At 65.7% G+C, this 26999-nt stretch carries 23 protein-coding genes; 13 read left to right on the top strand and 10 right to left on the bottom strand.

Annotated elements, in window-relative coordinates:
• The first annotated feature begins 14 nt into the window (after positions 1-14).
• Both parC and PWP93_RS08725 read left to right on the top strand, forming a co-directional pair.
• On the top strand, positions 15-2336 hold the full coding sequence (gene parC, locus PWP93_RS08730; protein WP_421044168.1) for a DNA topoisomerase IV subunit A: 2322 nt from the start codon (positions 15-17) through the stop codon (positions 2334-2336).
• A 24-nt stretch (positions 2337-2360) separates the two neighbouring features.
• Entirely contained in the window at positions 2361-2819 is a 459-nt protein-coding gene (locus PWP93_RS08725; RefSeq protein WP_421044167.1) for a DUF4149 domain-containing protein, read from the top strand.
• Here PWP93_RS08725 and PWP93_RS08720 read toward each other — a convergent pair.
• The 3 genes from PWP93_RS08720 to PWP93_RS08710 all read right to left on the bottom strand — a co-directional run bounded on the left by PWP93_RS08720 (position 2816) and on the right by PWP93_RS08710 (position 4734).
• Positions 2816-3292, bottom strand: coding sequence for a hypothetical protein (locus PWP93_RS08720; RefSeq protein ID WP_421044166.1), 477 nt, complete (start codon positions 3290-3292; stop codon positions 2816-2818). The two genes, PWP93_RS08725 and PWP93_RS08720, sit on opposite strands and share 4 nt — an antisense overlap.
• 3 nt (positions 3293-3295) lie before the next feature.
• A complete protein-coding gene (locus tag PWP93_RS08715) occupies positions 3296-3682 on the bottom strand; it encodes a hypothetical protein (RefSeq protein WP_421044165.1) in 387 nt (128 codons plus the stop codon).
• A 101-nt stretch (positions 3683-3783) separates the two neighbouring features.
• Entirely contained in the window at positions 3784-4734 is a 951-nt protein-coding gene (locus PWP93_RS08710) for a LysR family transcriptional regulator (RefSeq protein WP_421044164.1), read from the bottom strand.
• 186 nt (positions 4735-4920) lie between these two features.
• Between PWP93_RS08710 and PWP93_RS08705 the strand changes: the two genes are divergently transcribed.
• From PWP93_RS08705 to PWP93_RS08695, 3 genes are read left to right on the top strand one after another with little or no spacing between them, the layout of a single operon-like run.
• Positions 4921-6246, top strand: coding sequence for an MFS transporter (locus PWP93_RS08705; protein WP_421044163.1), 1326 nt, complete (start codon positions 4921-4923; stop codon positions 6244-6246).
• 49 nt (positions 6247-6295) lie between these two features.
• On the top strand, positions 6296-7549 hold the full coding sequence (locus tag PWP93_RS08700; RefSeq protein ID WP_421044162.1) for a Zn-dependent hydrolase: 1254 nt from the start codon (positions 6296-6298) through the stop codon (positions 7547-7549).
• Positions 7550-7573: 24 nt separating this feature from the next.
• The gene (locus PWP93_RS08695) at positions 7574-8602 is read left to right on the top strand and encodes a histone deacetylase family protein (RefSeq protein ID WP_421044161.1); all 1029 of its coding nucleotides are present in this window, start codon (positions 7574-7576) and stop codon (positions 8600-8602) included.
• 60 nt (positions 8603-8662) lie between these two features.
• Here the strand turns inward: PWP93_RS08695 and PWP93_RS08690 are convergent, their stop codons facing one another.
• From PWP93_RS08690 to PWP93_RS08675, 4 genes are all read right to left on the bottom strand, one after another.
• A complete protein-coding gene (locus PWP93_RS08690) occupies positions 8663-11023 on the bottom strand; it encodes a bifunctional diguanylate cyclase/phosphodiesterase (protein ID WP_421044160.1) in 2361 nt (786 codons plus the stop codon).
• Positions 11024-11422: 399 nt separating this feature from the next.
• The gene (locus PWP93_RS08685; RefSeq protein ID WP_421044159.1) at positions 11423-12325 is read right to left on the bottom strand and encodes a PhzF family phenazine biosynthesis protein; all 903 of its coding nucleotides are present in this window, start codon (positions 12323-12325) and stop codon (positions 11423-11425) included.
• 80 nt (positions 12326-12405) lie between these two features.
• Positions 12406-12870 (bottom strand): RidA family protein, encoded by a 465-nt coding sequence (locus PWP93_RS08680; protein ID WP_413186635.1) that lies wholly within the window; start codon positions 12868-12870, stop codon positions 12406-12408.
• 61 nt (positions 12871-12931) lie between these two features.
• A complete protein-coding gene (locus PWP93_RS08675) occupies positions 12932-14131 on the bottom strand; it encodes a PLP-dependent aminotransferase family protein (protein WP_421044158.1) in 1200 nt (399 codons plus the stop codon).
• 201 nt (positions 14132-14332) lie between these two features.
• On the opposite strand from PWP93_RS08675, the gene PWP93_RS08670 reads away from it, so the two are divergent.
• The 8 genes from PWP93_RS08670 to PWP93_RS08635 all read left to right on the top strand — a co-directional run bounded on the left by PWP93_RS08670 (position 14333) and on the right by PWP93_RS08635 (position 23758).
• Positions 14333-15826: a PLP-dependent aminotransferase family protein gene (locus PWP93_RS08670; protein ID WP_421044157.1), complete on the top strand. Its 1494-nt coding sequence runs from the start codon at positions 14333-14335 to the stop codon at positions 15824-15826.
• Between the two features lie 127 nt (positions 15827-15953).
• Positions 15954-17867, top strand: coding sequence for a molecular chaperone HtpG (htpG, locus tag PWP93_RS08665; RefSeq protein WP_421044156.1), 1914 nt, complete (start codon positions 15954-15956; stop codon positions 17865-17867).
• Between the two features lie 165 nt (positions 17868-18032).
• Positions 18033-18716, top strand: coding sequence for a chorismate--pyruvate lyase family protein (locus PWP93_RS08660; protein ID WP_421044155.1), 684 nt, complete (start codon positions 18033-18035; stop codon positions 18714-18716).
• On the top strand, positions 18713-19213 hold the full coding sequence (locus PWP93_RS08655; protein ID WP_421044154.1) for a DNA-deoxyinosine glycosylase: 501 nt from the start codon (positions 18713-18715) through the stop codon (positions 19211-19213). Before PWP93_RS08660 ends, PWP93_RS08655 begins: the two co-directional genes overlap by 4 nt.
• Positions 19214-19368: 155 nt before the next feature.
• The gene (locus PWP93_RS08650) at positions 19369-20289 is read left to right on the top strand and encodes a spermidine synthase (RefSeq protein ID WP_421044153.1); all 921 of its coding nucleotides are present in this window, start codon (positions 19369-19371) and stop codon (positions 20287-20289) included.
• Between the two features lie 315 nt (positions 20290-20604).
• On the top strand, positions 20605-20847 hold the full coding sequence (locus tag PWP93_RS08645; RefSeq protein ID WP_421044152.1) for a DUF3311 domain-containing protein: 243 nt from the start codon (positions 20605-20607) through the stop codon (positions 20845-20847).
• Positions 20844-22394, top strand: coding sequence for a monocarboxylate uptake permease MctP (gene mctP, locus PWP93_RS08640; RefSeq protein ID WP_421023479.1), 1551 nt, complete (start codon positions 20844-20846; stop codon positions 22392-22394). The genes PWP93_RS08645 and mctP overlap by 4 nt, the downstream gene beginning before the upstream one ends.
• Before the next feature lie 137 nt (positions 22395-22531).
• Entirely contained in the window at positions 22532-23758 is a 1227-nt protein-coding gene (locus PWP93_RS08635) for an FUSC family protein (RefSeq protein WP_421044151.1), read from the top strand.
• 55 nt (positions 23759-23813) lie between these two features.
• Here PWP93_RS08635 and PWP93_RS08630 read toward each other — a convergent pair whose 3' ends face one another.
• The 3 genes from PWP93_RS08630 to PWP93_RS08620 form a co-directional block, all read right to left on the bottom strand.
• Positions 23814-24245, bottom strand: coding sequence for a VOC family protein (locus tag PWP93_RS08630; RefSeq protein WP_421044150.1), 432 nt, complete (start codon positions 24243-24245; stop codon positions 23814-23816).
• 335 nt (positions 24246-24580) lie between these two features.
• Positions 24581-25540, bottom strand: a complete 960-nt coding sequence (tal, locus tag PWP93_RS08625; protein ID WP_421044149.1) for a transaldolase — start codon at positions 25538-25540, stop codon at positions 24581-24583.
• Positions 25541-25735: 195 nt separating this feature from the next.
• Entirely contained in the window at positions 25736-26953 is a 1218-nt protein-coding gene (locus PWP93_RS08620) for a benzoate/H(+) symporter BenE family transporter (protein WP_421044148.1), read from the bottom strand.
• Positions 26954-26999: the final 46 nt, after the last annotated feature.

The raw sequence follows: 26999 nt of genomic DNA, 5'->3' as shown, positions 1-26999 counted from the left end.
GGACTGATTGAAACATGGACGATCTTTTTGCTGAAGTCACTGACACCGGCGCCCCGGACGACGATACGCTCACGCTCGGCCACTACGCGGAACGCGCCTACCTCGACTACGCGGTGAGCGTGGTGAAGGGCCGCGCGCTGCCCGACGTCTGCGACGGCCAGAAGCCGGTGCAGCGGCGCATTCTCTTCGCGATGAACGAGATGGGCCTCGGCGACAACGCCAAGCCCGTGAAGTCGGCGCGCGTGGTCGGCGACGTGCTCGGTAAATACCACCCGCACGGCGACCAGTCGGCCTACGACGCGCTCGTGCGCCTCGCGCAGGACTTTTCGATGCGCTATCCGCTCATCGACGGCCAGGGCAATTTCGGCTCGCGCGACGGCGACGGCGCGGCGGCCATGCGCTACACCGAAGCGCGCTTGACGCCCATCGCCAAGCTCCTGCTCGACGAAATCGACATGGGCACCGTCGATTTCATGCCGAACTACGACGGCTCGTTCCAGGAGCCGAAGACCCTGCCGGCGCGTTTGCCAATGCTGCTCCTCAACGGCGCATCGGGCATCGCCGTGGGTCTCGCCACGGAAATTCCCTCGCACAACCTGCGCGAAGTCGCGGCGGCGGCCGTGGCCATGATTCGGAACCCGAAGCTTTCGCACGCGGAGATCATGGAGCGTTTGCCCGGGCCCGATTTCCCGGGCGGCGGGCAGATCATTTCGAGCGAGGCGGAAATCGCGGCGGCTTATGAATCGGGCCGCGGCAGCCTCAAGGTGCGCGCGCGCTGGAAGATCGAGGACCTCGCGCGCGGCCAGTGGCAGCTCGTGGTGACCGAACTGCCGCCGAACACTTCGGGCCAGAAGGTGCTCGAAGAGATCGAGGAGCTCACCAATCCGAAGCTCAAGCTCGGCAAGAAGACGCTCACGCCCGAGCAGTTGCAGAGCAAGCAGTCGATGCTCGCGCTGCTCGACGCCGTGCGCGACGAGTCGGGCAAGGACGCGCCCGTGCGCCTCGTGTTCGAGCCGAAGACGAGCAAGATCGACCAGGGCGAGTTCGTCAATTCGCTGCTCGCCAACACGAGCCTCGAATCGAATGCGTCTTTGAATCTCGTGATGATCGGCGCCGATGGCCGTCCGCGCCAGAAGGGCATCAGCGAGATCCTCGGCGAGTGGATCGGGTTCCGCTTCGCGACGGTCACGCGCCGCACGCAGCATCGCCTCACCAAGGTCGACGACCGCATCCACATCCTCGAAGGGCGGATGATCGTCTTCCTCAATATCGATGAGGTCATCCGCATCATCCGCGAGTCGGACGAGCCCAAGAGCGCGCTGATGAGCGCGTTCGGCCTCTCCGAGCGCCAGGCCGAGGACATTCTCGAAATCCGTCTGCGCCAGTTGGCGCGGCTGGAAAAGATCAAGATCGAGAAGGAACTCGCCGAGCTGCGCGAAGAGAAGGCGAAGCTCGAAGAGTTGCTCGCGAACGAGTCGTCGATGAAGCGGCTCATCGTGAAGGAAATCGAATCCGACGCCAAGCAGTACGGCGACGACCGCCGCACGCTGATCCAGCAGGAAAAGCGCGCGAGCTTCGAAGTGCGCGTGGTGGACGAGCCGGTTACGGTGGTGGTGTCGCAGAAGGGCTGGGTGCGCGCGCTCAAGGGCCACGGGCTCGATCAGCAAGGCTTCACGTTCAAGGCCGGCGACGGGCTCTATGCGGCATTCCAGTGCCGCACGCCCGATACGCTCATCGCGTGGGGCAGCAACGGGCGCGTGTATTCGGTATCGGTCGCGCAACTGCCGGGCGGCCGCGGCGACGGCGTGCCGGTCACCTCGCTCATCGAGCTGGAAGCGGGCACGCATCTGCTCCATTACTTCGCGGCGAGCGCGGACCAGCAACTGCTGCTCGCGTCGAGCAACGGTTTTGGTTTCATCGCGAAGATCGGCGACCTCGTGAGCCGCGTGAAGGCCGGCAAGGCGTTCATGACGATCGACGAAGGCTGCGTGCCGCTCGCGCCGATGCCGATGCTGCCCAATGCGATCCAGGTGGCGTGCCTTTCGTCGGGCGGACGCCTGCTCGTGTTCGGCCTCGACGAGATGAAGACGCTCTCGGGCGGCGGGCGCGGCGTCATTCTGATGCAGCTCGAGGAGAAGGAGACGCTGGTGCGCGCGCTCGCGATCACGGCGGCGGGCGTGGTGCTGGAAGGCACGGGCCGCGGCGGCAAGGCGGGCGAGGATCAGATGGCGGGCGCGGTGCTCGCGCCGCAGATCGGCAAGCGCGCGCGCAAGGGCCGTGCGCCGGATTCCAGGCTCAAGGTCATCACGGGCATGCGTCCGGTGCTGGCGCAATAAATCTACGTACAAGGAATCTCAAGCATGGCTCACGCGATCGAAATCGCGCTCTTCCTGCATCTGCTGAGCGTGGCCGTCTGGGTGGGCGGCATGGTGTTCGCACACTTCTGTCTGCGTCCGGCGCTCGAAGACCTCTCGCCGCAATTGCGGCTGCCGCTCATCGAGTCGGTGTTCAGCCGCTTCTTCAACTGGGTGGGCATCGCCGTGATCGTGATCCTGCTCACGGGGGGCTTTCTGCTGATGAAGTTCGGCGGCGGTCACGCCACCTGGCAACTGCACGCCATGGCCGGCCTCGGCGTGATCATGATGCTGATCTTCGGCCATATCCGCTTCGCCGTGTTTCCGCGCATCCGCCGCGCGGTGCAGGCGCAGAAGTGGCCCGACGGCGCGCGCGCCGTGGGCACCGTGCGCCGGCTCGTGATCGTCAATCTCGTGCTGGGCGTCGTGACGATTGGCGTTGCGGTGATGGCGCGGGGGTTTTAATGCTTTGAATCGGTTGTCGAGGCGCGGAGCTGGAACGTCTTGCCGTCGAACGCATAGTAGTAGGTTCCATGCCCAGCGCTTTCGTTGCGGCTTCCGCGCACGACAAGCAGGCAGCTATCGGCGCGATACGAAAGCGGTCCGGTGACGTCGAGGGGCCAGTCGGAAACCGTAAACGGCAGCGACGTAACACGGCCGGATTGCGCATCGATGGCTGCGGCCATGACGCATCCGGCTCCGCAGCCCCAGGTCGCGAGGATGTATCGGCCGGCAAAATCAACCGGTCCTCTTGCGGCTTCCTGAATGGTAGTTTTATATTGCCGGCCGCGCGCATCTGCAAATGTGAGGCGCGGCGTAACGTGTTTCGCTTGAACCGTTACGGGGCAATCCTCGAATGACGGCAGACGCTGAGCATGGGCGGAGATCGCCAGCACGCCCACGCCAAGTGCGGCAAAGATGCGGATTCGTGTGCGCATGGGTCAATACCAGTGGTGATTTTTCCAGAACGCCTTTGCGGCCCGCGCCGAATGATAACGGCCGTAAATGTATCGGATACCGCCTTGGCATTCTTCTTGGGCATTGCCAAACGATGCTTCGCCGCGGGGATTCAGGCCGTATTGTGCCCGAAGCAACTGGAACAGACCGCGAGCCGTGGATGCGCCATTCCGGGCATTTACAACACCGGCGGATTCCTGCGCCATGATCCACAATAAATCGTTGAAGTCTGTTGGAGCGATATTCTCGGCGCGCATGCCGTCGCGTAGTGCGCTTTGTACAGGAAGCGGCACAATGCTAACGGGTTTTTCAGTCCAGCCGCGCCGGGCGGTCTTTACTGGGCGGTGGGAGTGAGCGTGCTTGGCGGCCATTCCGAATGTTTCCATGGTTAAGCGGAGCATCAGCATAGACACACGTGTTGCCTGAACACTCTGCCCGTCGTCAAACGTAGTGCACTCGCCGGCTCACTTCTTCACAGCCGCTCCGCGAGCGCATGACGCTGCATGCAGCGCTCCATCGCGTCGAAGAACGCTTTTTCCGCCGCATTCTGTTTGCGGTCGCGATGCCACAGCAAGTGGATGTCGACATCCACGAGCCCTTCCTCCGGCGGCAGCCGCCACAGGCGCTGCCGCGCCAGGTCGTCCTTCACGATGTGCTCGGGCAGGCAGCCGATGCCATAGCCCGCGAAAATGAGCCTCCGCACCTCGTCGAGGCTCGGCGACGACGCCACGATTCTCCCCGTAAAGCCGCGCTGGTCGCGAAACACCGTGAGCGGCGAGAGGCTGTCGCCAATCTGATCGCTCGTGAACGACACGAAATTCTCCGCGAGCAAGTCTTCCATCGTCAGTTGCGAGAGGCCGAATAGCCGGTGGTGCCGGCCGCAGAACATCGCATAGCGCTGGCGCAGGAAGCAGCGCATCTCGAGCTTTTCGACCGGCGTGCGGCACAGGCTCAGGCCCGCGGTCGCGGTCTTTTGCAGCAGCGACGAGATGATGTCCGACGAGCGCATCACTTCGATCTGCAGATCGACGCGCGGATACGCCGAGTGGAGTTCGGCAAGGAACTCGTCGTAGACGCGCGACTCGATCCGGCTGACCGTGAGCAGGCGGATCGAACCGGTGATGTCGGCGGTGCGCGCGTCGAGCCCGGTTTCGAGCTGGGACATCGTGCCGTAGATGTCGCTCGCGATGCGGTAGACCTCCTCGCCGGCCTGGGTCGGCACGAAATGCGTGCCGCGCCGCTCGATGAGCTTGCGGCCGAGCGTGTCTTCGAGCCGCTTGAGCGCCTGGCTCACGGCAGGTTGCGTCACGTAGAGCCGGGCGGCGGCGCGACTCAGGCTGCGCTCCTGCATGATCGCGAGATAGGTGCGCAGTAGATTCCAGTCGAGCCGGTCGTTGAGAAAGCGGGCGGTATCGGCGCGCATGGGGGTGTTCTCCGGGGTGGCAGGGACGCGCGTTGGGTTCGTCTCCGGCTTTGTATTAGTCAAATTTATACGCTAAATAATAACTCGAAATTTGACTAATGTTTTCTGGCAGGGGATAAAGCTTTCATGCGTATTGCAAGTCCTACGGCACGTAGCAGCAGGGCAAAAGCGCCAGGAGACAACCCCATGACCGCACCCGGACAACACACATCCACCCGCCAACCGGTGCGCGCCGCGCTAGCGGCGTTCATCGGCACCATGATCGAGTGGTACGACTTCTACATCTACGCCACGGCCGCAGCGCTGGTGTTCGGCGAACTCTATTTCCCGTCCGAAGACCGCTTCGTGAGCACCATGGCGTCGTTCGCCACCTTCGCGGTCGGCTTTTTTGCGCGGCCGCTCGGCGGTCTGATCTTCGGCCATCTCGGCGACCGCATCGGCCGCAAGAAGGCGCTCATGACCACGCTCATGATGATGGGCGTCGCGACCGTTTGTGTCGGTCTGCTGCCGTCGTACGCGAAGGTGGGCATGCTCGCGCCGGTGCTGCTCGTGCTGCTGCGCGTCGTGCAGGGCGTGGCCGTGGGCGGCGAGTGGGGAGGCGCGGTGCTGATGGCGGGCGAGCATGCGCCCGCTGGCCGCCGTAACTTTTTCGCCTCGTTCGCGCAGTTGGGCTCGCCCGCGGGCTTGATCCTCTCGCTGCTGGTGTTCCGCTCGGTCACCTCGCTCGACAAGGCCGACTTCCTCTCGTGGGGTTGGCGCTTGCCGTTTCTCGCGTCGGCGGCGTTGCTGGTGGTGGGCCTCATGATCCGTCTCGGCGTGAACGAGTCGCCCGAGTTCGAGAAGCTCAAGGACCAGCGCCGCACCGTGAAGCTGCCGGTCGCGGAAGTGTTCCGCTCGGCGCGGGGGCTCGTGCTGCTGTGCATCGGCGCGAACACCATCGGCATCGCGGGCGTGTACTTCACCAACACCTTCATGATCGCGTACACGACGCAGTACGTCGGCATCACGCGCTCGCTCATTCTCGACTGCCTGTTCGCGGTGGCGATCATCCAGTTCCTCGCGCAGCCGCTTGCGGCGTGGATCGCGGAGCGCATGGGCGGCGCGCGCTTCCTCAAGTGCGCGGCGCTGGCTGCCATGCTTTCGCCGTACCCGATGTTCGTGCTCGTGCAAAGCGGCAAGGTCGTGCCGATGGTGATCGGCATCGCCATCGCCGTGGTCTGCATGGCGAGCTTCTACTCGGTGATCGCGGGCTTCGTCTCGGGCGTGTTCCCCACGCGCGTGCGCTACTCGGCCATCTCGCTCGCCTATCAGGTGTGCGGCGCGGTGGCCGGCGGGCTCACGCCGCTCGTCGGCACCTGGCTCGCCCATCGCTACGTGGGCCAATGGTGGCCGCTCGCGGTGTTCTATACCTGCCTCGCAGGCGTGTCGCTGGTGTGCATCATCGCGCTCGATGCGCGCCGTGCCGCTCACTCGCACGACGAAGCGGTTGCCGAAGCGCTCAGTTCGCATTGAGGCATCCGTGCAGATATGAGCCATTATCAGATCGGAGCTGGGCTTACAGATGAATGACCTTTTGCATATCGACGGCCCGCGCCTGTGGGCGAGTCTCACGGAGATGGCGCGCATCGGCGCGACGGCGGGCGGCGGCGTGCGCCGCCTCGCGCTCACCGAAGAGGACCAGCGCGGCCGCGAACTGTTCGCGCACTGGTGCCGCGAGGCCGGCATGACGGTGTGGACCGACGAGGTGGGCAATCTCTTCGCGCGGCGCGAGGGTGCCGACCCGCACGCCGCACCTGTGCTGATGGGCAGCCATCTCGACACGCAGCCCGAGGGCGGGCGCTTCGACGGCGTCTACGGCGTGCTGGCCGCGCTCGAAGTGGTGCGCGCGCTCAACGACGCGGGCGTGGTGACCGACAAGCCCATCGAGATCTGCTCGTGGACCAACGAGGAAGGCGCTCGCTTCACGCCCGCGATGCTCGGCTCGGCGGTGTTCGCGGGTGCGATGACGCTGGACAATGCGCTCGCGCGCCGCGATGCGCAAGGCGTGACGCTGGGCGAGGCGCTCGACGCATGCGCGGCGCGCGGCACGCGGCCCGTGCAGGGCGTGGCCGTCGATGCGTACTTCGAAGCGCATATCGAGCAGGGCCCGATCCTGGAGGCGAATGGCACGACCATCGGCGTGGTGACGGGCGGCCAGGCGATCCGCTGGTTCGACGTGACAGTGTCGGGCGTGGCCGCGCACGCGGGCACCACGCCGATGCGCTACCGCAAGGACGCGTTTTTTTGTGCGGCGCACATGGCGCTGGAAATCGAGCGCGCGATGGCGCGTCACGCGCCGCTCGGCCTCGTGACGATCGGTCAGGTGCAGATCGCGAACTCGTCGCGCAACACGATCGCGGCCAACGTGACCTTCACGGTCGATCTGCGCCATCCCGACGACGCCCAGCTCGACGCGATGGAGCAGGACCTGCGCGCGGTGTGCGCGGCAGTGGGCGGCACGCGCGGGCTCGGCGTGGAGATCGCGCATTGCTGGACTTCGCCCGCCACGCCGTTCGACCCGGCGTGCGTCGCGCTCGTGGCCGACGCGGTCGAGCGCCTCGGCTATCCGAACGAGCGCATCGTGAGCGGCGCGGGGCACGACGCGATTCACCTCGCGCGCTATTGCCCGACGGCGATGGTCTTCATCCCTTGCGTGGACGGCCTTTCGCACAACGAGGCCGAGGATGCCTTGCCCGAGGATGTCACGGCGGGCACGAACGTGCTGCTCAACGCGGTTGCCGCGCGCGCCTGCGTACGCGAACACGCGAGTGCATGAGACCCATCTAAAGGATTACTGAACATGAAGACCTGGTTTCATCCCGAACAGCTGCTCCATCATCCCCGCACCTATCTTTCGCGCGGCCAGATGCGCGAGCCGCAGGAAGTGCCCGAGCGCGCCGCGCGCCTCGTTGCCGCTGCGCACGCGCTCGGCTTCGAGGTGAGCGAGCCCGCCGACTTCGGCACCGCGCCGATCGCTGCCGTGCACGACATGAACTATCTGCGCTTCCTGGAAGAATCGCATGCTGAGTGGAAGCGCATGCCCGAAGATTGGGGCGACGAAGTCATGTCGAACATCTACGTGCGCGATCCGAATCCGCTGCGCGGCGTGCTTGCCCAGGCGGCGCGCTATCTCGCCGACGGCAGTTGCCCGGTGGGCGCGAACACGTGGCGTGCGGCGTACTGGTCGGCGCAGAGCGCGCTGGCGGCGGCGGCGACCGTCAACGACGGCGCGCGCGCGAGCTACGCGCTGTGCCGGCCGCCCGGCCACCACGCGCGCGCGGATGCGGCGGGCGGTTTCTGCTACCTGAACAACGCGGCCATTGCGGCGCAGTCGCTGCGCGGCCGCTTCAAACGCGTGGCGATCCTCGACACCGACATGCACCACGGCCAGGGCGTGCAGGAGATTTTCTACGGCCGCGACGACGTGCTCTACGTGTCGATCCACGGTGACCCGACCAACTTCTATCCGGTGGTCGCGGGCTACGAGGACGAGCGCGGCGCGGGCGCGGGGGAGGGCTACAACGTCAACCTGCCGATGCCGCACGGCGCGTCGGAAGAAGCGTTCTTCGAGCGCGTGGGCGCGGCGCTGCGCGTGCTCAAGCGCTTTCAGCCCGACGCGCTCGTGCTGGCGCTCGGCTTCGACATCTACAAGGACGATCCGCAGTCGAAGGTGGCGGTGAGCACCGGGGGGGTCGGCAAGCTCGGCCAGGCGATTGGCGCGCTGGGCCTGCCTTCGGTGATCGTGCAGGAAGGCGGCTATCACCTCGAAAGTCTCGAGGCCAACGCGCAAGCGTTCTTCGGGGGCTTTGCGAGGGCGGGCGCGCGATAGGGCGCCGGGCGCAAGAAATCATGCAGTAAAGCGGCGCTGGCGCAACATGCCGCGCGCCGCTCAACGCGATTGCGGGGCGTCGCTCACGCGTTCGTTGCGCGCGTCTTGCGCGCCCGGCAGCGCCGCGCCGCACACGCCGAAGCGTTCGATCAGCGCGGGCACGCCCTCCACCGGCACGGGCCGCGAGAACAGGAAGCCCTGCGCCTCGATCGGACCGAGCGCGGAGAGCCACGCGATCTGCTCCTCGGTCTCGGTGCCTTCCACGACCACGGTGAGGCCGAGCGAGCGCGCGAGATTGACGATGGCCGCGACCATCACGCAGACGCTGCGGTCGGCCGGAATCGCCTGCACGAACGAGCGGTCCACCTTGAGCGTGTCGACGGCGAAGCGGTTCAGGTAGGACAGCGACGAATAGCCGGTGCCGAAGTCGTCGAGCGCCACTCGCACGCCGAGGCGCTTCAACGCGAAGATCTTCTCCGAGACGAGCTCGGGATACTCCATCATCGCAGTCTCGGTGATCTCCAGTTCGAGCTTGTGCGCCGCGATGCCGGTTTCCTCGATTGCGTGCGCGACCGTCTCGTAGAGGTCGCCGCGCCAGAATTGCACCGCCGAGATATTGATCGCGAGCGAGAGCGTTTCATAACCTTGCTGTTGCCACTGCGCGAGCTGCGCGCACGCGGTGCGGATCACGAAGTCGCCCACCGGCACGATCAGGCCCGTGGACTCGGCCACCGGAATGAATTCGCTCGCCGGAATCAGCCCGTACTGCGGATGATTCCAGCGCACCAGCGCCTCGAAGCCCGTGATGCAGCGGCGGCGCAGATCGATCTTCGGCTGATAGGCGAGAAAGAGCTGCCCTTCGCCGAGCGCGATGCGCAGTTGCTGCTCCCACTTCATCAGGTGGTCGGCGCGGTGCGCGAGCTGCGGCGAGTAAAAGCGAAAGCAGTTGCGGCCGGCTTCCTTGGCGGCGTACATCGCGAGGTCCGCCTTCTTGAGCAGATCGATTTCGCTCTCGTGCGCCACGGCGAAGAGCGCGATGCCCGTGCTCGCATGCAGCACGAAGGCGCTGCCGCGCACATCGAACGGATGCGTGAACGCAGCGTTGGTCACTTCGGCGAGCGCGCTCGCGCGTTTCTCGATCTCGTCGCCCTTGACGATCACCACGAACTCGTCGCCGCCGATACGCGCGAGCGTGCCTGCGCCACCCACCGCGTCGGCGAGACGCGCGGCGCTCATCTGCAGCACGATGTCGCCGGCGTTGTGGCCGAGCGTGTCGTTGACCGTCTTGAAGTTGTCGAGGTCGATGAAGAGGATCGCGAGGTGTCCGAGGTTACCGGGCTGCGAGACTTCGTGGCGCAGCCGCTGCAAGGTGGCGTAGCGGTTGGGCAGGCCCGTGAGCAGGTCGTACTGCACGAGTTGCGACATCTCGCGCTCGCGTCCGAGCAGCTTGCCGATCAACCCCGTGGCCACGGCGAAGAACGACAGCATGGCGAGCGAGATGAACGTCGCCATCATCAGGTAGACGTTGCGCGTGTGGTTGTAGTCGGCGAACTGCTCGGCTTGCGACAGGCCGACCAGCACCGCGAGAGGATAGCCGTCGATGTGGCGGTACGAGACGATGCGTGTGACGTGGTCGATCGGATCGGTGTAGGTGCCCGAGACGTGCTCGGCTATCGGGTACACGCCGCTGGCCGAGAACGCGCCGCTCGCGCGCTCGGCGTTGCCGGTGCGGCGCGCGAGCACGGCGCCGGTGTCCGAGATCACGGCGATCACGCCGTCACGGCCAATCGCGGCGTTGTTGTAGAAGTCGCTCGTGAAGTAGCTCGGGTCTTCGGAGACCACCACCACGCCCGCGAACGACCCATCCGGGTGATTGAGGCGGCGCGTCATCTGCAAGGTCCAGTGGCCCGACACGCGGCCGAGCACCGGCTTGCTGATATAGAGCTGATCGTCGTTCTCGTGCTCGTGCACCTTGAAGTGCTCGCGATCGGAGAGGTCGATGGGCTTGGGATTCGGGTCCACGGTGTTGGCGACGAGCGTGCCGTGCTCGTCGATGATCGACACCTGCACGAGCGAGTCGCTCTGCACCACGCCTTTCTCGACCGTGCTCGAGAGATTGAAGTGCTCGGGCGTCTTCTCGAACTCGTACTTCACGAAGCGCGTGATCTGGTCGACCTGATGGATCGCCTTAACCGTGTGCTGCTCGAGCGCCGACGAGAGGATGGCCGCCGAAGCCGTGGCCTCGCGCTGGGCGGCTTCCTTCTCGACCGCAAGGCGCGTGAAGATCACGGCCCATAGCAGGATCAGCACCAGCACGCCGAGCGCCGGGATGGCCAGCAGCGTGCGCGGGCGCGTGTAGGCCGGCCCGGGCGCGTCGCGCAGCGCGGCGTCGCGCGAGAGGAGGCGCCGGTGCGTGCTCATGGAGCCCGCCGTACGCGCGCACCGCCGCGCCGCTGATGCGGCGGCCGGGACGGCAACAAGGCGCTCGGTTGGATCGGCGGCATCGAAACGGCTGTGGAAATAGCGCGGAGTGCGCGAACGAGAACCCTCGGATGCATCGTTGTATCCGATGTCTGGATCTTAATGGTTGGACAATGAATTAGGAAGCTATCCCTCCCTGGGTATACGCGAGTCGAGGCGCCCATCGAGGGCAAACGTCGACACCCGTTATTCGTCGCGCATAGCCGGGATGCCGCGCATCGGGCGATAGGCGCGAGTTCACGCAGAATGCATGCCCGCGGGCACGGACGCGCCGCGCGCGGTGAATGCGCGCCCCAAGTGTTCAGAAGAGCGATCGCAAGGGTGCCGATCGCGTGTCGCTCATGCGAGCTGAATCGTGCCGTCCACCACCGTGAGCGACGCGCCGCCGATCCAGATCTTGCCTGCCGCATCGTCGTAGTCGATGAAGACGCGGCCGTCGCGCCCCATCGCGGTGCCCTGGCGCACGGTATAGCCGCTGCCGGGGCGGCGGTCTTGCTGCGCGAGCAGCATCGCAATGGCAGCATTGGCGCTGCCGGTCACCGGGTCTTCGCCTATGCCCAGATCCGTCATGAGGCAGCGCACCTCGAAGGTGGCGGGCCCCTGCGCAGCATGCGCGCCATAGGCCGCGAGCCCTTGCGCGCCCACACTCGTGGCCACGCTCGCCAGCGCTTCGTAATCGATGTCGAGCGCGAGCACCGCCGGCGCCGAGGCGAGCCGCACGACGAGCCACGGCGCGCCGTTGTCGACACCGCACGGCGGCGCGCTGAAATCGATCGCATCCGTGCGCAGGGCCGCGCGCAGCGCGTCGTATCGCGCCTCAGGCAGCGGGGTCATCGTTGCGGGCGGCGCGGCGAAGGCCCAGCGCGGCGCGCCATCGTCGTCGTGTCCGGCCCGCTGCTTCGCGGCCAGCTCGATAAGGCCCGCGCCGCATTCCTGCACGAGCCGGCCAGGCATTTTCGGCTGCGGGCCGCTGTCGAGGAACGCATGCGCCGTGCCGAGCGTCGGGTGGCCCGCAAAGGGCAATTCGCCTTGCGTCGTGAAGATGCGCACGCGATAGTCGGCGCGCGCATCGGTGGGGGCGAGCAGAAACGCGGTTTCGGAGAGATTGGTCCAGCGCGCGATGCCTTGCATCTGCGCCGTATCGAGCCCGTCCGCGTCGAACACGACCGCGAGCGGATTGCCTTTGAAGGGATGCGACGTGAATACGTCGATCTGTTTGAAGCGGACGTTGCGTAGGGCCATGGCGCGAGAACGGGGAGCAGAACGAAAAAAAGCCCGGCCCGGTCGCGACAGACCGGGCCGGGCAGCTATACACCGAATGCTTACTCGACTTCGGCGATCAGCTCGATCTCGACGCACGCGCCTAGCGGAATCTGCGCGACGCCGAATGCCGAACGCGCGTGCTTGCCTTTCTCGCCGAACACGTCGGCGATCAGCTCTGATGCGCCGTTCGTGACGATGTGCTGCTCGGTGAAGGTGAGCGTCGAGTTCACGAGGCTCATCAGCTTGACGATGCGCTTGACCTTGTTGAGGTCGCCCACGTGGGCATGCAGCGTGGCGAGCAGGTCGATCGCGATCGAGTGAGCGGCGGCCTTGCCTTCCTCGGTCGTGAGCGACTCGCCCAGCTTGCCGGCCCAGACCTTGCCGTCCTTCTTCGCAATGTGGCCCGAGAGGTACACGGTGTTGCCGCTTTGCGCGCTCATCACGTAGGCCGCGGCGGGGGCGCCGGCGGTCGGCAGTTCGATGCCGAGTTCTTTGAGGCGGTCGTAGACGTTGAGGTCAGCCATGATCAGGAGTCCTTTTGCAGTAAAAGTGAAAATGAAGATGGGTTTGAGCAGCGCGCTCGCCTCAGAGGCGCGCGCGGATGAGTTTCGCGAGCGTCGCCACGCCTTCCTCGATCTTTGCGGGCGGCACGGTCACGAACGACAGGCGCAGCTTGTTGTGCTGCGGCTCGCTCGCGAAGAAGGGCGCGCCCGGCACGAAGGCCACGTTTTGCGCGACCGCTGCTTCGAGCAGTTTCATGGTGTCGATGCCCTCGGGCAGCGAGACCCACACGAACATGCCGCCTTCGGGGCGGTTCCAGCTCACGCTCTCGGGCATGTTGCGCGCGAGCGCGTCGAGCATCGCCGCGCACTGGTCGCGGTAGAGCGCGCGCACCCTGGGAATATGGGTGTCGAGAAAGCCGTCCTTCACGACCTCATGGACGACGCGCTGGGTGAAGCTCGGCGTGTGCAGGTCGGTGGCCTGCTTGGCCTGCACCAGTTTGAAGTGCAGCTCCTCGGGCGCGATGATGTAGCCCACGCGCAGGCCCGGCGCCAGCACCTTCGAGAACGAGCCCAGATGGACGATGCGTTCGGGCGCCATCGAGAGCAGCGTGGGCAGCGGCTGGCCCGCGTAGTCGAGTGCGCCGTAAGGATCGTCCTCGATGACCGGGAAGGGCGCGCCCTGCGCGAAGCGGGCGAGCGCCTCGCGCCGTTCGAGCGGCAGGCGGCGGCCCGTCGGGTTCTGGAAGTTCGGGATGGCGTAGAGCAGGCGCGCGCCCTGGGTGAGTTCCGGCGTGAGGCTTTCGGGCACGAGGCCATGCTCGTCGGTGGGGACCTGCACGTAGCGCGGCTCGTAGAGCGAGAACGATTGCAGCGCGCCGAGGTAGGTGGGCGTTTCGACCAGCACGGGGCTGCCCGGCGAGACCAGCACCTTGCCGAGCAGGTCGAGCGCCTGCTGCGAGCCCGTGGTGATGAGCACCTGCGACGCGCGGATCTTGGCGCCGCCCACCGAGTAACGCTCGGCGACCCATTCGCGCAGCGGCAGGTAACCCTCCGTCGCGCTGTACTGGAGCGCGCCGGTGGGGTTGTCGCGCAGGATACGGTCGGCGGCTGCGCGCATTTCCTCGACCGGGAAGGACGCCGGCGCTGGCAGGCCGCCCGCGAATGAAATGACCTCGGGCCGTTCCGTTACCTTCAGGATTTCGCGAATCGCCGAGCTGGTCAGCTTGATCGCACGCTCGGACAGTTGCCACGCGGGGGCAGCCTTGAGATCGCTTTGGTCCATGAGGTCTCCTTGTTGAGGTCGGGAACGAGGGCTTGAACGGGCGCCGAACTTTCAATTATGGCGCGAAACCTGCCCGCGCGGACGTATTGCGCGACAGAGGAATCGAGCCTTACCGGTCGGTATTCGAAGAAATGTACCGGTATGGTCGCAGACAGTAACGGTACAATCGCTCCGATAGTGTTCTGTACAGTCGGAGCCGCCATGTCGTCCGTACCCCATGCGTCCGTCCCTCTCGACCAGATTCCGGCGCCGCACGATGCCGCCACGACCACACTCGTCGATCAGCTGGTCCAGTGGGGCCGCCGCCGCATCGAAGAGCGCGTGTTCCGCCCCGGCATGCGCATGCCGTCCATCCGCAAGCTCGCGCTCGACAAGGGCGTCTCGCGCTTCACGGTGGTGGAGGCCTATGAGCGCCTCGTCGCGCAGGGCTACCTGGATTCGCGGCGCGGCTCGGGTTTCTATGTGCGCGAGCGGCTTGCGGTGGTGGCGCCGCTGGAGCACCGTCCCGCCGCGCCCGACAGCGGCGTCGATGCGGCGGCCGACCCCGCGCCGCCGCCCACCCTCGACGTCGTCTGGCTGCTGCGCAACATGCTCCATTCGTCGACGCACCCGGAAAAGGGGCCGGGGCTCGGCTACCTGCCCGCGCGCTGGCTCGACGGCGAGCTGCTGGCGGGGGCGATGCGCTCGCTCGGACGCCAGAGCGGCGCGCAGCTGCTCGGTTTCGGTTCGCCGCAAGGCTTCCTGCCGCTGCGCCAGCAGTTGCAGACGCGTCTTGCCGAGTTCGAGATCGGCGCGACGCCCGAGCAGTTCGTGATGGTCTCGGGCGTCACTCAGGCCATCGATCTGCTGGCTCGCCTGTACGTGCGGCCCGGCGACACCGTCGTGGTGGGCGACCCCGCGTGGTTCCAGATGTTCGGCCGCTTCGTCTCGCAAGGCGCGCGCCTCGTGGGCATGCCGTACACGCCCGAGGGGCCGGACCTCGACGCGCTCGAAGCGCTGGTGGCGACGTGGCGGCCGAAGCTGCTCGTCATTAACTCGGTGCTGCAGAACCCCACCGGTACTTCGCTCACGGCGGCGCAGGCGTTTCGCATCCTGCGCCTCGCGGAGCAGTACGACTTTCTCGTCGTCGAAGACGATATCTACGGCGATCTCTGCCCGGCGGGCTATCCGGCCACACGCCTCGCGAGCCTCGACCAGCTGCGCCGCGTGATCTACCTCGGCAGCTTTTCGAAGACGCTCGCGCCCAATTTGCGCGTGGGCTTCATCGCGAGCGCGCTCGACGTGGCGCAGGCGGTCGCGGACCAGAAAATGCTGGTGGGCATGACGAGCCCCGAGCTCAACGAACGGGTGCTGTTTCGCGTGCTCACCGAAGGCCATTACCGGCGCCACGTAGAGCGCCTGCGCGCGCGGCTGGACGCCGTGCGCGACAAGGCCGCGCGCATGCTCGAGCGCGCAGGCTGCAAGCTCTTCGTCGCGCCGGGCGCGGGCATGTTCCTGTGGGCCGACACCGGCGTGGACGCCGACACCCTCACGGCCGCGGGCCACGAGGCAGGCTTCCTGCTCACGCCGGGCAGCCTGTTTTCGCCGCACCAGTCGCCCACCACGTGGATGCGCTTTAACATCGCGAACTGCGGCGACCCCGCGCTGCCGACCTTTCTCGCCGGCTATCTGGACGGGGCGGCGCGGCGCGCCTGAAATTCGCCTGAAACCTGCCTGAAAACCCTTGAAACCGGCGCGGCGCGTCCCCATATGCGCGCTCGACGCGTCGCGTGGCTGCACACGCGGCCGACCTACTGACTGCAACGAACGAGGACTCCCGACCATGGCACAAGAAACCATGAGCTTCCAGGCGGAAGTGAAACAGCTTCTGCACCTGATGATCCATTCGCTGTACAGCAACAAGGAAATTTTCCTGCGCGAGCTGGTTTCGAATGCATCGGACGCCGCCGACAAGCTGCGCTTCGAAGCGCTCGCCAACAGCGCGCTTTATGAAAGCGATCCGAACCTGCGCATTCGCGTAGGCTTCGATAAGGCCGCGCGCACCATCACCATCGACGACAACGGCATCGGCATGAGCCACGACGAAGCCGTGGCCAACCTCGGCACGATCGCGCGCTCGGGCACCAAGGAATTCTTCGGCAAGCTCTCGGGCGACCAGCAAAAGGACGCGGCGCTGATCGGTCAGTTCGGCGTGGGCTTCTACTCGGGCTTCATCGTCGCCGACAAGATCACCGTCGAAACGCGCCGCGCGGGCCTGCCCGCAAGCGAAGGCGTGCGCTGGACGAGCGCCGGCGAGGGCGAGTTCTCGGTCGAGATGATCGAGCGCGCGCAGCGCGGCACCACCATCACGCTGCATCTGCGCGAAGGCGAAGACGAACTGCTTTCGGCATGGAAGCTCAAGTCGATCATCCAGAAGTACTCGGATCACGTCGGCCTGCCCATCGAGATGAAGAAGGAAGAGTGGGACGCCGAAAAGAATGAGATGGTCACGAAGGACGAATACGAGACCATCAACCAGGCGAGCGCGCTGTGGACGCGCGCGAAGAACGACATCAGCGACGAGCAGTATCAGCAGTTCTACCAGCACCTCGCGCACGACCACATGAATCCGCTCGCGTGGACGCATAACCGCGTCGAGGGCCGCAGCGAATACACGCAACTGCTCTACGTGCCGTCGCATGCGCCGTTCGACATGTGGAATCGCGATCACAAGAGCGGCCTGAAGCTCTATGTGAAGCGCGTGTTCATCATGGACGAAGCCGAGCAACTGCTGCCGAACTACCTGCGCTTCGTGAAGGGCGTGGTCGATTCGAGCGATCTGCCGCTCAACGTCTCGCGCGAAATCCTGCAGGAAAGCCGCGACGTGAAGGCGATTCGCGACGGCGTGACCAAGCGCGTGCTGTCGATGCTCGAAGAGCTCGCCTCGGCGCAAACCGATGCCGAAGCGAAGGAAGAGGACAAGGCGAAGTTCGCGACCTTCTGGACCGAGTTCGGCCAGGTGCTCAAGGAAGGCGTGGGTGAGGACCAGGCGAACGGCGAGCGCATCGCAAAGCTGCTGCGCTTTGCATCGACGCACAACGACACTGATGAGCAGACTGTCTCGCTCGCTGACTACGTCGCGCGCATGAAGCCCGAGCAGACGAAGATCTACTACGTGACCGCCGATACCTGGCAGGCCGCGAAGAACAGCCCGCACCTCGAAGTGTTCCGCAAGAAGGGCGTGGAGGTGCTGCTCCTCACCGATCGCGTGGACGAATGGATGCTGTCGTTCCTGAACGACTTCGACGGCAAGCCGCTTGCGAGCGTGGCGCGCGGCGACCTCGATCTGGGCGCGCTCAACGACGAAGAAAAGCAGCAGCAGGAGAAGGTGGGCGAAGAGCTCAAGCCGCTCGTCGAGCAGATGAAGGAAGCGCTCAAGGGCAAGGCCAAGGACGTGCGCCTCACGTTCCGGCTGACCGATTCGCCGAGCTGCCTCGTGGCCGATGAAGGCGACATGAGCGGTTACCTGCAGCGCATGCTCAAGGCCGCGGGCCAGCAGGCGCCGCAGATGCAGCCGATTCTCGAAGTCAATCCCGAGCATCCGCTCGTGAAGGCGTTGCGTACCGATAGCGCGGACTTTGGCGACTGGTGCCATCTGCTGTTCGATCAGGCGATGCTGGCCGAAGGCGGCGCGCTGGAGGATCCGGCGAGCTTTGTGAAGCGGACTAATGCGTTGTTGCTGGCGCGGGCGGGTTAATGTAGAAAGCACGCGCTTCGCTTGCAGGAGGCGTGTGTTGAATTGCCGATCCCCTTACAGCCTCGTGCGACAAGGGGATTTTTCTTTGACGCATGGTTTCTCGCCGCTGCGTTGCGACGCTCGCCCCGCAGCGAATTGAAATGCGTGCAGCCTATAATGCGCGCCATGCTCATCCGATTCGATGCCGCCGACGCGCACTGGCGCGTCGCGCCCCTCGCGGCCTTCAGTGCCGACCAGAAAGACTGGCTTACCCGCGGCGGTTCGCTGACCGCGCATCTGCGCGCGCTCGGCCATGTCGTCGTGCGCGTGACGCGCGAAGCTGTCGACATGCCCTGGCCCGACGAATACGCCGCCCTCGGCCTCGCGCCGCGCGCACGCGCGTGGGTGCGCGAGATCGTGCTCGAAGTCGACGGCGTGCCGTTCGTGGCCGCGCATAGTGCGACGCCGATCGCGGCGAGCCACGGTATCTGGCAAGCCATGCGCCGCCTGCGCACACGCCCGCTTGCGGAGTTGCTTTACACCGATAGCGGCGTCGCGCGCTCGGCGCTCGTGAGCCGGCGCGTGAATGCGCGGCATCCGCTGCATGCGCTGGCCGCGCGCGAAACGCAGCGACATGTGCCGCATGTCTTTGTCGCGCGCCGTTCCGTGTTCGAGCGCTATGGCGCGCCGCTCCTCGTGACGGAATGCATGCTGCCTGCGTTGTGGGCGCGCCTTGCGTGTCTGGCGGGCGATGCGCAACCGGCGGCGCTGGCACACGCCACTCACTCGGCACGCGAGCGCGGACCGCTTGGCCATACGGCCTCGCGCGCCGCGCATGTGCCGCTTCCTCCAGCGGGTTTTCGCGGATGAGCATCAAGCGCTGCTTTGCGCCGGTCGTCGACGCGCATACGCGCGTACTGATTCTCGGCAGTCTGCCGGGCGAGGCGTCGCTGGCGCATCAGCAGTACTACGCGCACAAGCAGAACCGGTTTTGGCATCTGGTGGGCGAGGTGATCGGCGCCAACCTTCCAGCGATGGCCTACGACGCGAGGCTGCAAACGCTGCTTGAACATCGCGTCGGTTTGTGGGACGTGGTCGCGCAGGCGCGGCGTGAGGGCAGTCTCGACGGCAATATCCGCGACCACGCAGGCAACGATCTCATCGCGTTGATCGAGGGGCTGCCCGCGCTCGAAGCGATCGCGTTCAACGGCGGCACGGCGGCGCGTATCGGCGGGCGCATTCTCGGGCCGCACGCGCAGCGCTTTCGCATCTTGCGGATGCCGTCCAGTAGTCCCGCTCATGCGTCAATGAATTTTGCCGCGAAGCTCGCGGCATGGCGCGCGCTGGGCGAGTTCGCCGTCGCCTAAAACCGGCCCGATGCGCCGCGAATGCTATGCTCTCGGTCGCCCGCGCAGTTGCGGCCGGCATTGCATCCCAAGTTGCGTTTGAACTCGCACCCAAAACGCTGTGGATTGCGCATCCGCATCTGCTCCTCATAAGCAAGAAAGCAAAACATCTTCACATGACGACTCTCATCAAGCGTGCTTCGGCAGAAGCGCGCGCATTCAGCAAGACCCGCAGCAAGACCGCCTCGAAGCACGCCTCGAAGCACGCCGATGCCGACCTCGACAACGCACCGGTCATCGAAGCGCCGCGCAAGCCGCGCTTTGCGCCCGTGACGTTCTCGGAAGAGGGCGGCGTGCGCTATCTGCATTTCGGCACCGAGTGGGTCCAGGGTGCGATGCGTCTGTCCAAACCGCAGCACATCGAGCTCGAATACGCTCAGCAGATGATGTCCTGGCTGCTGTTTCTCGCCACGCCGGCGCGCATCGTGCAGCTGGGTCTTGGCGCTGCGGCGCTGACCAAGTTCGCGCATCGCTACCTGCGTCCGGCGAAGGTCGAGGCAATCGAGCTGAACCCGGCCGTCGTGGTGGCCGCGCGCACGATGTTCGAACTGCCGCATGATGATGCACGCCTCACGGTGCGCGAACTCGATGCGTGGGACTTCGTGCACGACCGCGCGAACCACGGCACGATCGGCGCGCTGCAGATCGATGTTTACGACGCGACCGCGCGCGGTCCGGTGCTCGACAGCGTGGCGTTCTATCGTGCGGCGCGCGCGTGCCTCACCGATGCCGGTATTGCGACCATCAACCTGTTCGGCGACCACCCGAGCTATGTGCGCAACATGAAGCGCCTGAAGGAAGCGTTCGACGGCCGCGTGATCGCGCTGCCCGAGGTGCACGAGGGCAACCGCATTGCGCTGGCGTTCTCGGGTCCGGCGCTCGAAGTGAGCTGGGCGGCGCTCGAGAAGCGCGCGCGCCTGCTCGAAAGCAAGCTCGGCTTGCCGGCGCACCAGTGGGTGAAGGCGCTGCGTGAAGCCAACGCCGAAAACAGCAAGAGCAACAAGAACGACAAGGGCGGCGACACGTTCGCCATCTGACGCGCACCCCCGCGAGGCATCGCGGCGCGCAACGCAAGGCCGGCCCCATGACAAACGGGGCCGGCTTTTTTGTGTTTCGGATCACCAAGCTTTCTAAATGCTGACGACTCAGGGTCAAACGCACCGCCAGTCGTGTCTTGACAACATGATCTAAATTGGGGTCCGCCCTTCTTGACCCGTCGCTGCGGCATCGCTACTCTTTTCTGCGCTTTCGGGGACCTTGCGAGGCACGATCTCGCGGGCCAGGGGCCGCTCGATATCGGGCGGCGGACCACCTCGAAAACCCCATAACTACATAAGTAACGAGGAGACGTCATGGCTCACGACGCCGACGCCGCAAAAGCCAGCAAGCACTGGCTATGGCTGTTGATCTTGCCCTGGATCGCAATGATCTGGGTGCCGTCGTACAACAAGGTCGAGCCCACGCTGTGGGACTTCCCATTTTTCTACTGGTATCAGCTGCTCTGGGTGCTGATCAGCGCGGTCATCACCGTGTTCGTCTATCTCAAGACCAAGGATCGCTCGAAGAACAGCGGCAAGGCAGGGGGTGCGCAATGAACGTTACGGCAACCTTCGTCTTCGTCCTGTTGTTCATCGGCGTCACGATCGTCGGCTTCCTTGCCGCCCACTGGCGCAAGGGCGACCTCGCCCATATCGACGAGTGGGGGCTCGGCGGCCGGCGCTTCGGCACGATCGTCACGTGGTTCCTGCTCGGCGGCGATCTCTATACCGCGTACACCTTCGTGGCGGTGCCGGCGCTCGTGTTCGGTGCGGGGGCAACGGGTTTCTTCGCTCTGCCCTATACGATCCTGATCTACCCGTTCGCGTTCGTGGTGTTTCCCAAACTCTGGGCCATCGCCAAGCGTCACAGCTACGTCACTTCGGCCGACTTCGTGAGCGCGCGCTACGGCAGCCGCGTGCTCGCGCTCGCCGTCGCGGTCACCGGCATCGTCGCGACCATGCCTTACATCGCGCTGCAGCTGGTGGGCATCGAAGTGGTGATCGGCGGGCTCGGTTTCGACACCACGGGCTTCATCGGCGACCTGCCGCTCATCATCGCGTTCGCGATTCTTGCGGCCTACACCTACACTTCGGGCCTGCGCGCGCCGGCCATGATTGCCGTGGTGAAGGACGTGCTCATCTACATCACGATCATCGCGGCCATCATCGTGATCCCCGCGCAGCTGGGCGGCTTCGGCCATATCTTCGGCGCGGTGCCGCCGGCCAAGCTGCTGCTCAAGGCTCCGGATGCGACGAGCCTGAACGGCTATAGCGCATATGCGACTCTGGCGGTGGGTTCGGCGCTCGCGCTGTTCCTGTATCCGCACTCGGTCACGGCGATTCTTTCGTCGTCGTCGGGCAACAGCATCCGCCGGAATATGGCGATGTTGCCCGCGTACTCGCTCGTGCTCGGCCTGCTCGCGCTGCTCGGCTACATGGCGCTCGCTTCGGGCGTAAAGGACATGCCGCAATATGCGCCGTACTTCAAGGCTTTCGGCCCGAATTTCGCGGTGCCGGCGCTGTTCCTGCAGTATTTCCCGTCGTGGTTCGTGGGCGTGGCGTTCGCGGCTATCGGCATCGGCGCGCTGGTGCCGGCGGCGATCATGTCGATCGCGGCCGCCAACCTCTACACGCGCAATATCCACAAGGAGTTCATCAACCGCAACATGAATCACGAGCAGGAGACCAACGTGGCCAAGCTGGTTTCGCTGATCGTGAAGGTGGGGGCGGTGGCGTTCATCCTGGGCCTGCCGCTCACGTATGCGATCCAGCTGCAGCTGCTCGGCGGCATCTGGATCATCCAGACGCTGCCCGCGATCGTGCTCGGCCTCTACACGCGCATGCTCGACTGGCGCGGCCTCCTGATCGGCTGGGCGGCGGGCATCGTCACTGGCACATGGATGGCGATTTCGCTGCACCTCAAGGGCTCGATCTTCGTCGTGCACCTGTTCGGCGTGGCCGTGCCGGGCTATGCGGCGGTGTGGTCGCTGATCGTGAACCTCGTGGTTGCCGTGGCGGTGTCGGTGCTCGTGCATCTGTTCGGCATGCAGAAGGGCGTGGACCGCACGCGGCCCGAGGACTATCTCGACGTGCAGGAAGGCTGATCCGGCGCGCAATTCGTGTTGCGCCTGCAATGCCCGCAACTTCACGGTTGCGGGCATTTGTTTTTCCGGTGCACGATGCTTGCAGGGGCCGCTTTTTCCGCTAACTCGCGTCACGTCCAGCAGGCTGCTAGCGCACCATGACTACGTCCGATCACGACCACGATACCGAACCCGCAGCCGCTTCGGGCGATGCAGCGCGCCACGGCGCCAACGCTGCCTCGTATGGGAAGCCGCCGCGTCGGCGCTCGCGCGTGCGGGTGCGCGTGGAGAATTTCTGGCGCGCGCTCACCTCGCCGTTTTACCGCTATCGCAACGCCGGAATCATTCACGGCGTGCGCGTGGGGCTCGCGATGCTCGTGTCGATTCTCGCCACCACGGGCATCGACATTCCGCACGGCATCTGGGCGTCGGTCACGCTGCTCGTGGTGATCGGCGGGCTCCAGCACCACGGCAACATTCGCAAGAAGGCCGCCGAGCGCGCGCTCGGCACGGTGCTCGGCGCGCTCATCGGCCTCACGCTCATCATCGTGCAGGCGGTGACGGGCTTCACGTGGCTCACCTATTCGCTCATGGCGATCGTCGCGGCGGTGTGCAGCTACTATGCGATCGGCAAGGAGGGCTACGTGCCGCTCCTCACGGCCATCACGATGTGCATCGTCGCGGGCCACGGCGACAACCTCATCGACACGGGCTTGTGGCGCACGCTCAACGTGATGATCGGCATCGTGATCGCGTTGGCGTTTTCGTTCGCGCTGCCGCTGCATGCCACCTACTCGTGGCGCTACCGGCTCGCCGACAATTTGCGCGAGATTGCGCGCGTTCATGCCCAGGTGGTGAGCGGCGCGCAGGTGGATCCCGATGCGCAGGTCGAAGCTTTCCGGCGCCTGAACGCCCGGCTCGTGCAATTGCGCGGGCTGATGCCTTCGGTGGCGCGGGAAATCGATGTGCCGCTCGCGCGGCTCGAGCAGGTGCAGCGCCTGCACCGCGCGCTGCTCAGTTCGCTGGAAATGATGGCTACCGGCCTGGGCCATTACGAGCAGCAGCGCGTGCGGGCGGCCTTCGCGGGGTACGGCGAGAGCGTGCGCGTCGCGCTGCTGGCGACGGCCCGGGCGCTGCGTTTTGGCGGCACGCGGCATCATCCGGAGGCGGCGGCGCGGGCGCTGCGCTCGAGCCCGCTCGACGCGGCGCCGGGGGCGATGCCCGCAGTGGTGCCGCAGCAGCAGCCCGACACCGCGTCGCAGATGCAGGGGCCTTACTGGCTCGAACAGCGTTTCGAGGAGCAGGTGGGACAACTGCGTGCCTTGCTCCTCGAAACCGAGCCGAGATGGAACATCGAGCGCGCGCATTGGCGCCGCATGGTGTGACGTGCGCGCTCGCGAGCGTGTCGGGGCCGCTCAGGTGTGACTACCTGGTTGCCAATCAGGCGGCGGGACTTTCGGAATGCGGCGCGCTGACCATCCACGGCACGCCGAACTTGTCGGTGAGCATGCCGAAGCCCGGAGACCAGAAGGTCTTCTGGAACGGCATCGTCACCTGGCCACCCTTGGCGAGCGCGTCGAAGTAGCGCTGCGCGGCGGCTGCGTCGGGTCCCGTGAGCGAGACGCCGAAGCCGGCGAACTTGTCGTTCTGCGTCATGCAACCGCCGTCCGACATCATGAACTGCGCGTCGCCGATCTGCAGCGTCGCGTGCATGATCTTCTCGGCGAACTCGGGCGGCATCGGGCGCTCGGGGTCGGGCGGGGCGTCCTTGAAGCGCATCTTGAACAGCTCCTGCGCGCCGAGCGCTTCGCGGTAGAACGCGATCGCCTGCTCACAGGTGCCGTTGTAAAACAGATAGGGCTGGATTTGCATCGTCGATTTCCTTGCGGACTTGTCCGGTGGGCGGTCCCACGATGGCCGGTCCCGTGAAGAAGCGTCGCGCAACCTGGGTGACGGGCGCGGCAGGGCGGGGCCGGGGATGGTGCGGCATGTTGCGCCGCTGGCCTGATTCTAGGCGCTTCGGGTGACCGTATGCGCGTTTCGGGAGCCGGTGTCGCCAGGGTTTGCGAGAGCGCATGCGGGAATGGCATTTGCGCCCTGCTGCGGGCTTTCGTGCCATGCAAAAAGGGCCGCACAGGGTGGATGTGCGGCCCTTTAAAAGGAATCGGCTGCTGCGGCCAGGCACGCTTTCGCGTGCTCGTGCGCGCTTAACGCGCGCGCAGCTCCTCGATCATTTTTTCGAGCTTGATCGCATCGGCGGCGAAGGCGCGGATGCCTTCCGCGAGCTTCTCCGTCGCCATCGCGTCTTCGTTGAGCTGGAAGCGGAACGACGGCTCGTCCACGGCCACGCGCGCGATCTGTGCGTCCTTGAACGCTTGCGGCGAGAGCTTGCGTTCGACCTTCTCGTTGCTGTCGTGCAGCTTCTGCAGCAGGTCCGGGCTGATCGTGAGCAGGTCGCAGCCGGCCAGCTCGACGATCTGGCTGGTGTTGCGGAAGCTCGCGCCCATCACCTCGGTCTGGTAGCCGAACTTCTTGTAGTACGCATAGATCTTGCGCACCGACTGCACGCCCGGATCATTCGCGCCGCCGTCCTTCGCGTCGTCCCAGTCGGCGCCCTTGGCCTTCTTGAACCAGTCGTAGATGCGGCCGACGAACGGCGAGATCAGCTGCGCGCCCGCCTCGGCGCATGCGGTGGCCTGCGCGAGCGAGAACAGCAGCGTCATGTTGCAGCGGATGCCGTCCTTTTGCAGCACCTCGGCCGCGCGGATGCCTTCCCACGTGGATGCGAGCTTGATCAGCACGCGCTCGCGCGGGATGCCGGCCTGCTTGTACAAATCGATGATGTGGTGCGCTTTGTCGATCGACTTCTTCGTGTCGAACGAGAGGCGCGCGTCCACTTCGGTCGAGACGCGGCCCGGAATGATCTTGAGAATCTCGGTGCCGAAGGCGACCAGCAGATGGTCGATGATCGACTCGACCGATTCGCCCGCGTGATCGCGCACGGTTTTTTCGAGCAGCGGCCGATACTCGGCCTTCTGCACGGCCTTGAGAATCAGCGACGGATTGGTGGTCGCGTCCTCGGGCTTGTACTGGACGAACTGCTGGAAGTCGCCCGTATCGGCGACGACGGTGGTGTACTGCTTGAGCTGATCGAGTGCGTTAGTCATGTCAGGCCTTGTGGGCGCATGTGCGCCGGCATCGGTGGGAGTTGAACGGCTTCGCGCTTTTGGCGTGGCGCGGGGCGCGAAGGGCGGCACACGATGCCGTGCCGGAAGGCACGGCTTACCTCATCATTTTATGGCGGATCGGGTGGCGATGCGATTACGCGAGCTTCGGCCACCCTCACGCGCCCTCAGGCCCCTTCACGCCCGCCGCGCGTTCAGGATCACCTGGGTGATCACGCCTGCCACGAGCCCCCAGAACGCCGCGCCGATCGAGAGCAGCGTGAGCCCCGAAGCGGTCACCATGAAAGTCACGAGCGCCGCTTCGCGCTCGTGCGGGTTCTGCATCGCGTTGGTGAGTCCGCTCATGATCGAGCCGAACAGCGCGAGCGCCGCGATGGACACCACCAGCGCGGGCGGAAACGCCGCGAACAGCGCCGCGATCGTCGCACCGAAGACACCCGCGATCAGATAGAAGATGCCGCACCAGACAGCCGCCATATAGCGCTTGGTGCGGTCTTCGTGGGCATGCGGGCCGGTGCAGATCGCCGCGGTGATGGCCGCGAGATTGATGCCGTGCGAGCCGAACGGGGCGAGCACGAGCGAGGCGATGCCGGTCGTGGCGATGAGCGGCGAGGACGGCGTGTTGTAGCCGTCGGCGCGTATCACGGCGATGCCGGGCACGTTCTGCGAGGCCATCGCCACGACGAAGAGCGGAATGCCGATGCTCACGATCGCCGACGCCGAGAATGCGGGCATGGTGAACACGGGCTTCGCGAGCGCCACGTGGAAGTGGCTGAAGTCGAGCAGCCCGAGCGCGGCGGCGGCCGCGACGCCCACCACGAGCGTGCCGACGATCGCGTAGCGCGCGACCCAGCGCTTCATCAGCAGGTAAGCGAAGAACATCGTGAGCACGAGCGGCGTTTGCACCTGCGCGGCGTGGAAAATCTCGATGCCGATCTCGAACAGGATGCCCGCGAGCAGCGCCGCCGCAATGCCGGCGGGCACGCGTTTCATGAGCGCGTCGAACCAGCCGGTCACGCCCACGGCCGTGAGCAGCAGCGCGCACACGATATACGCGCCGATCGCCTCGGCATACGGCACGTGCGGCAGCGAGCTGATCAGCAGCGCCGCGCCTGGCGTCGACCAGGCAATGACGGTGGGGGCGCGGTACCAGAGCGACAGCGCGATGGTGGTCACGCCCATGCCGATCGAGAGCGACCAGATCCACGAGGAGATCTGCTCGGGCGAGAGGTGCGCGGCCTGGCCGGCCTGGAACATCAGCACGAGCGAGCTGGTGTAGCCGGTCATCATCGCGACGAAGCCCGCGACGATCGTGGCAACCGAGGTGTCGGCGAAGGGGCGCAGCGGTCCGGGCCGGAATGTCGATGGCAGGTCCGGGGACGAAGGCGCGGTCATGCTGGAAATCTCCTGGTTTTATGGTTGTGTGCGCAACAGTCTGGCC

The sequence above is a fragment of the Paraburkholderia sp. A1RI-2L genome (genome assembly GCF_048957375.1).
In the GTDB taxonomy this organism is placed as follows: domain Bacteria; phylum Pseudomonadota; class Gammaproteobacteria; order Burkholderiales; family Burkholderiaceae; genus Paraburkholderia.
This window is presented reverse-complemented; position numbering and strand designations above follow the sequence as displayed.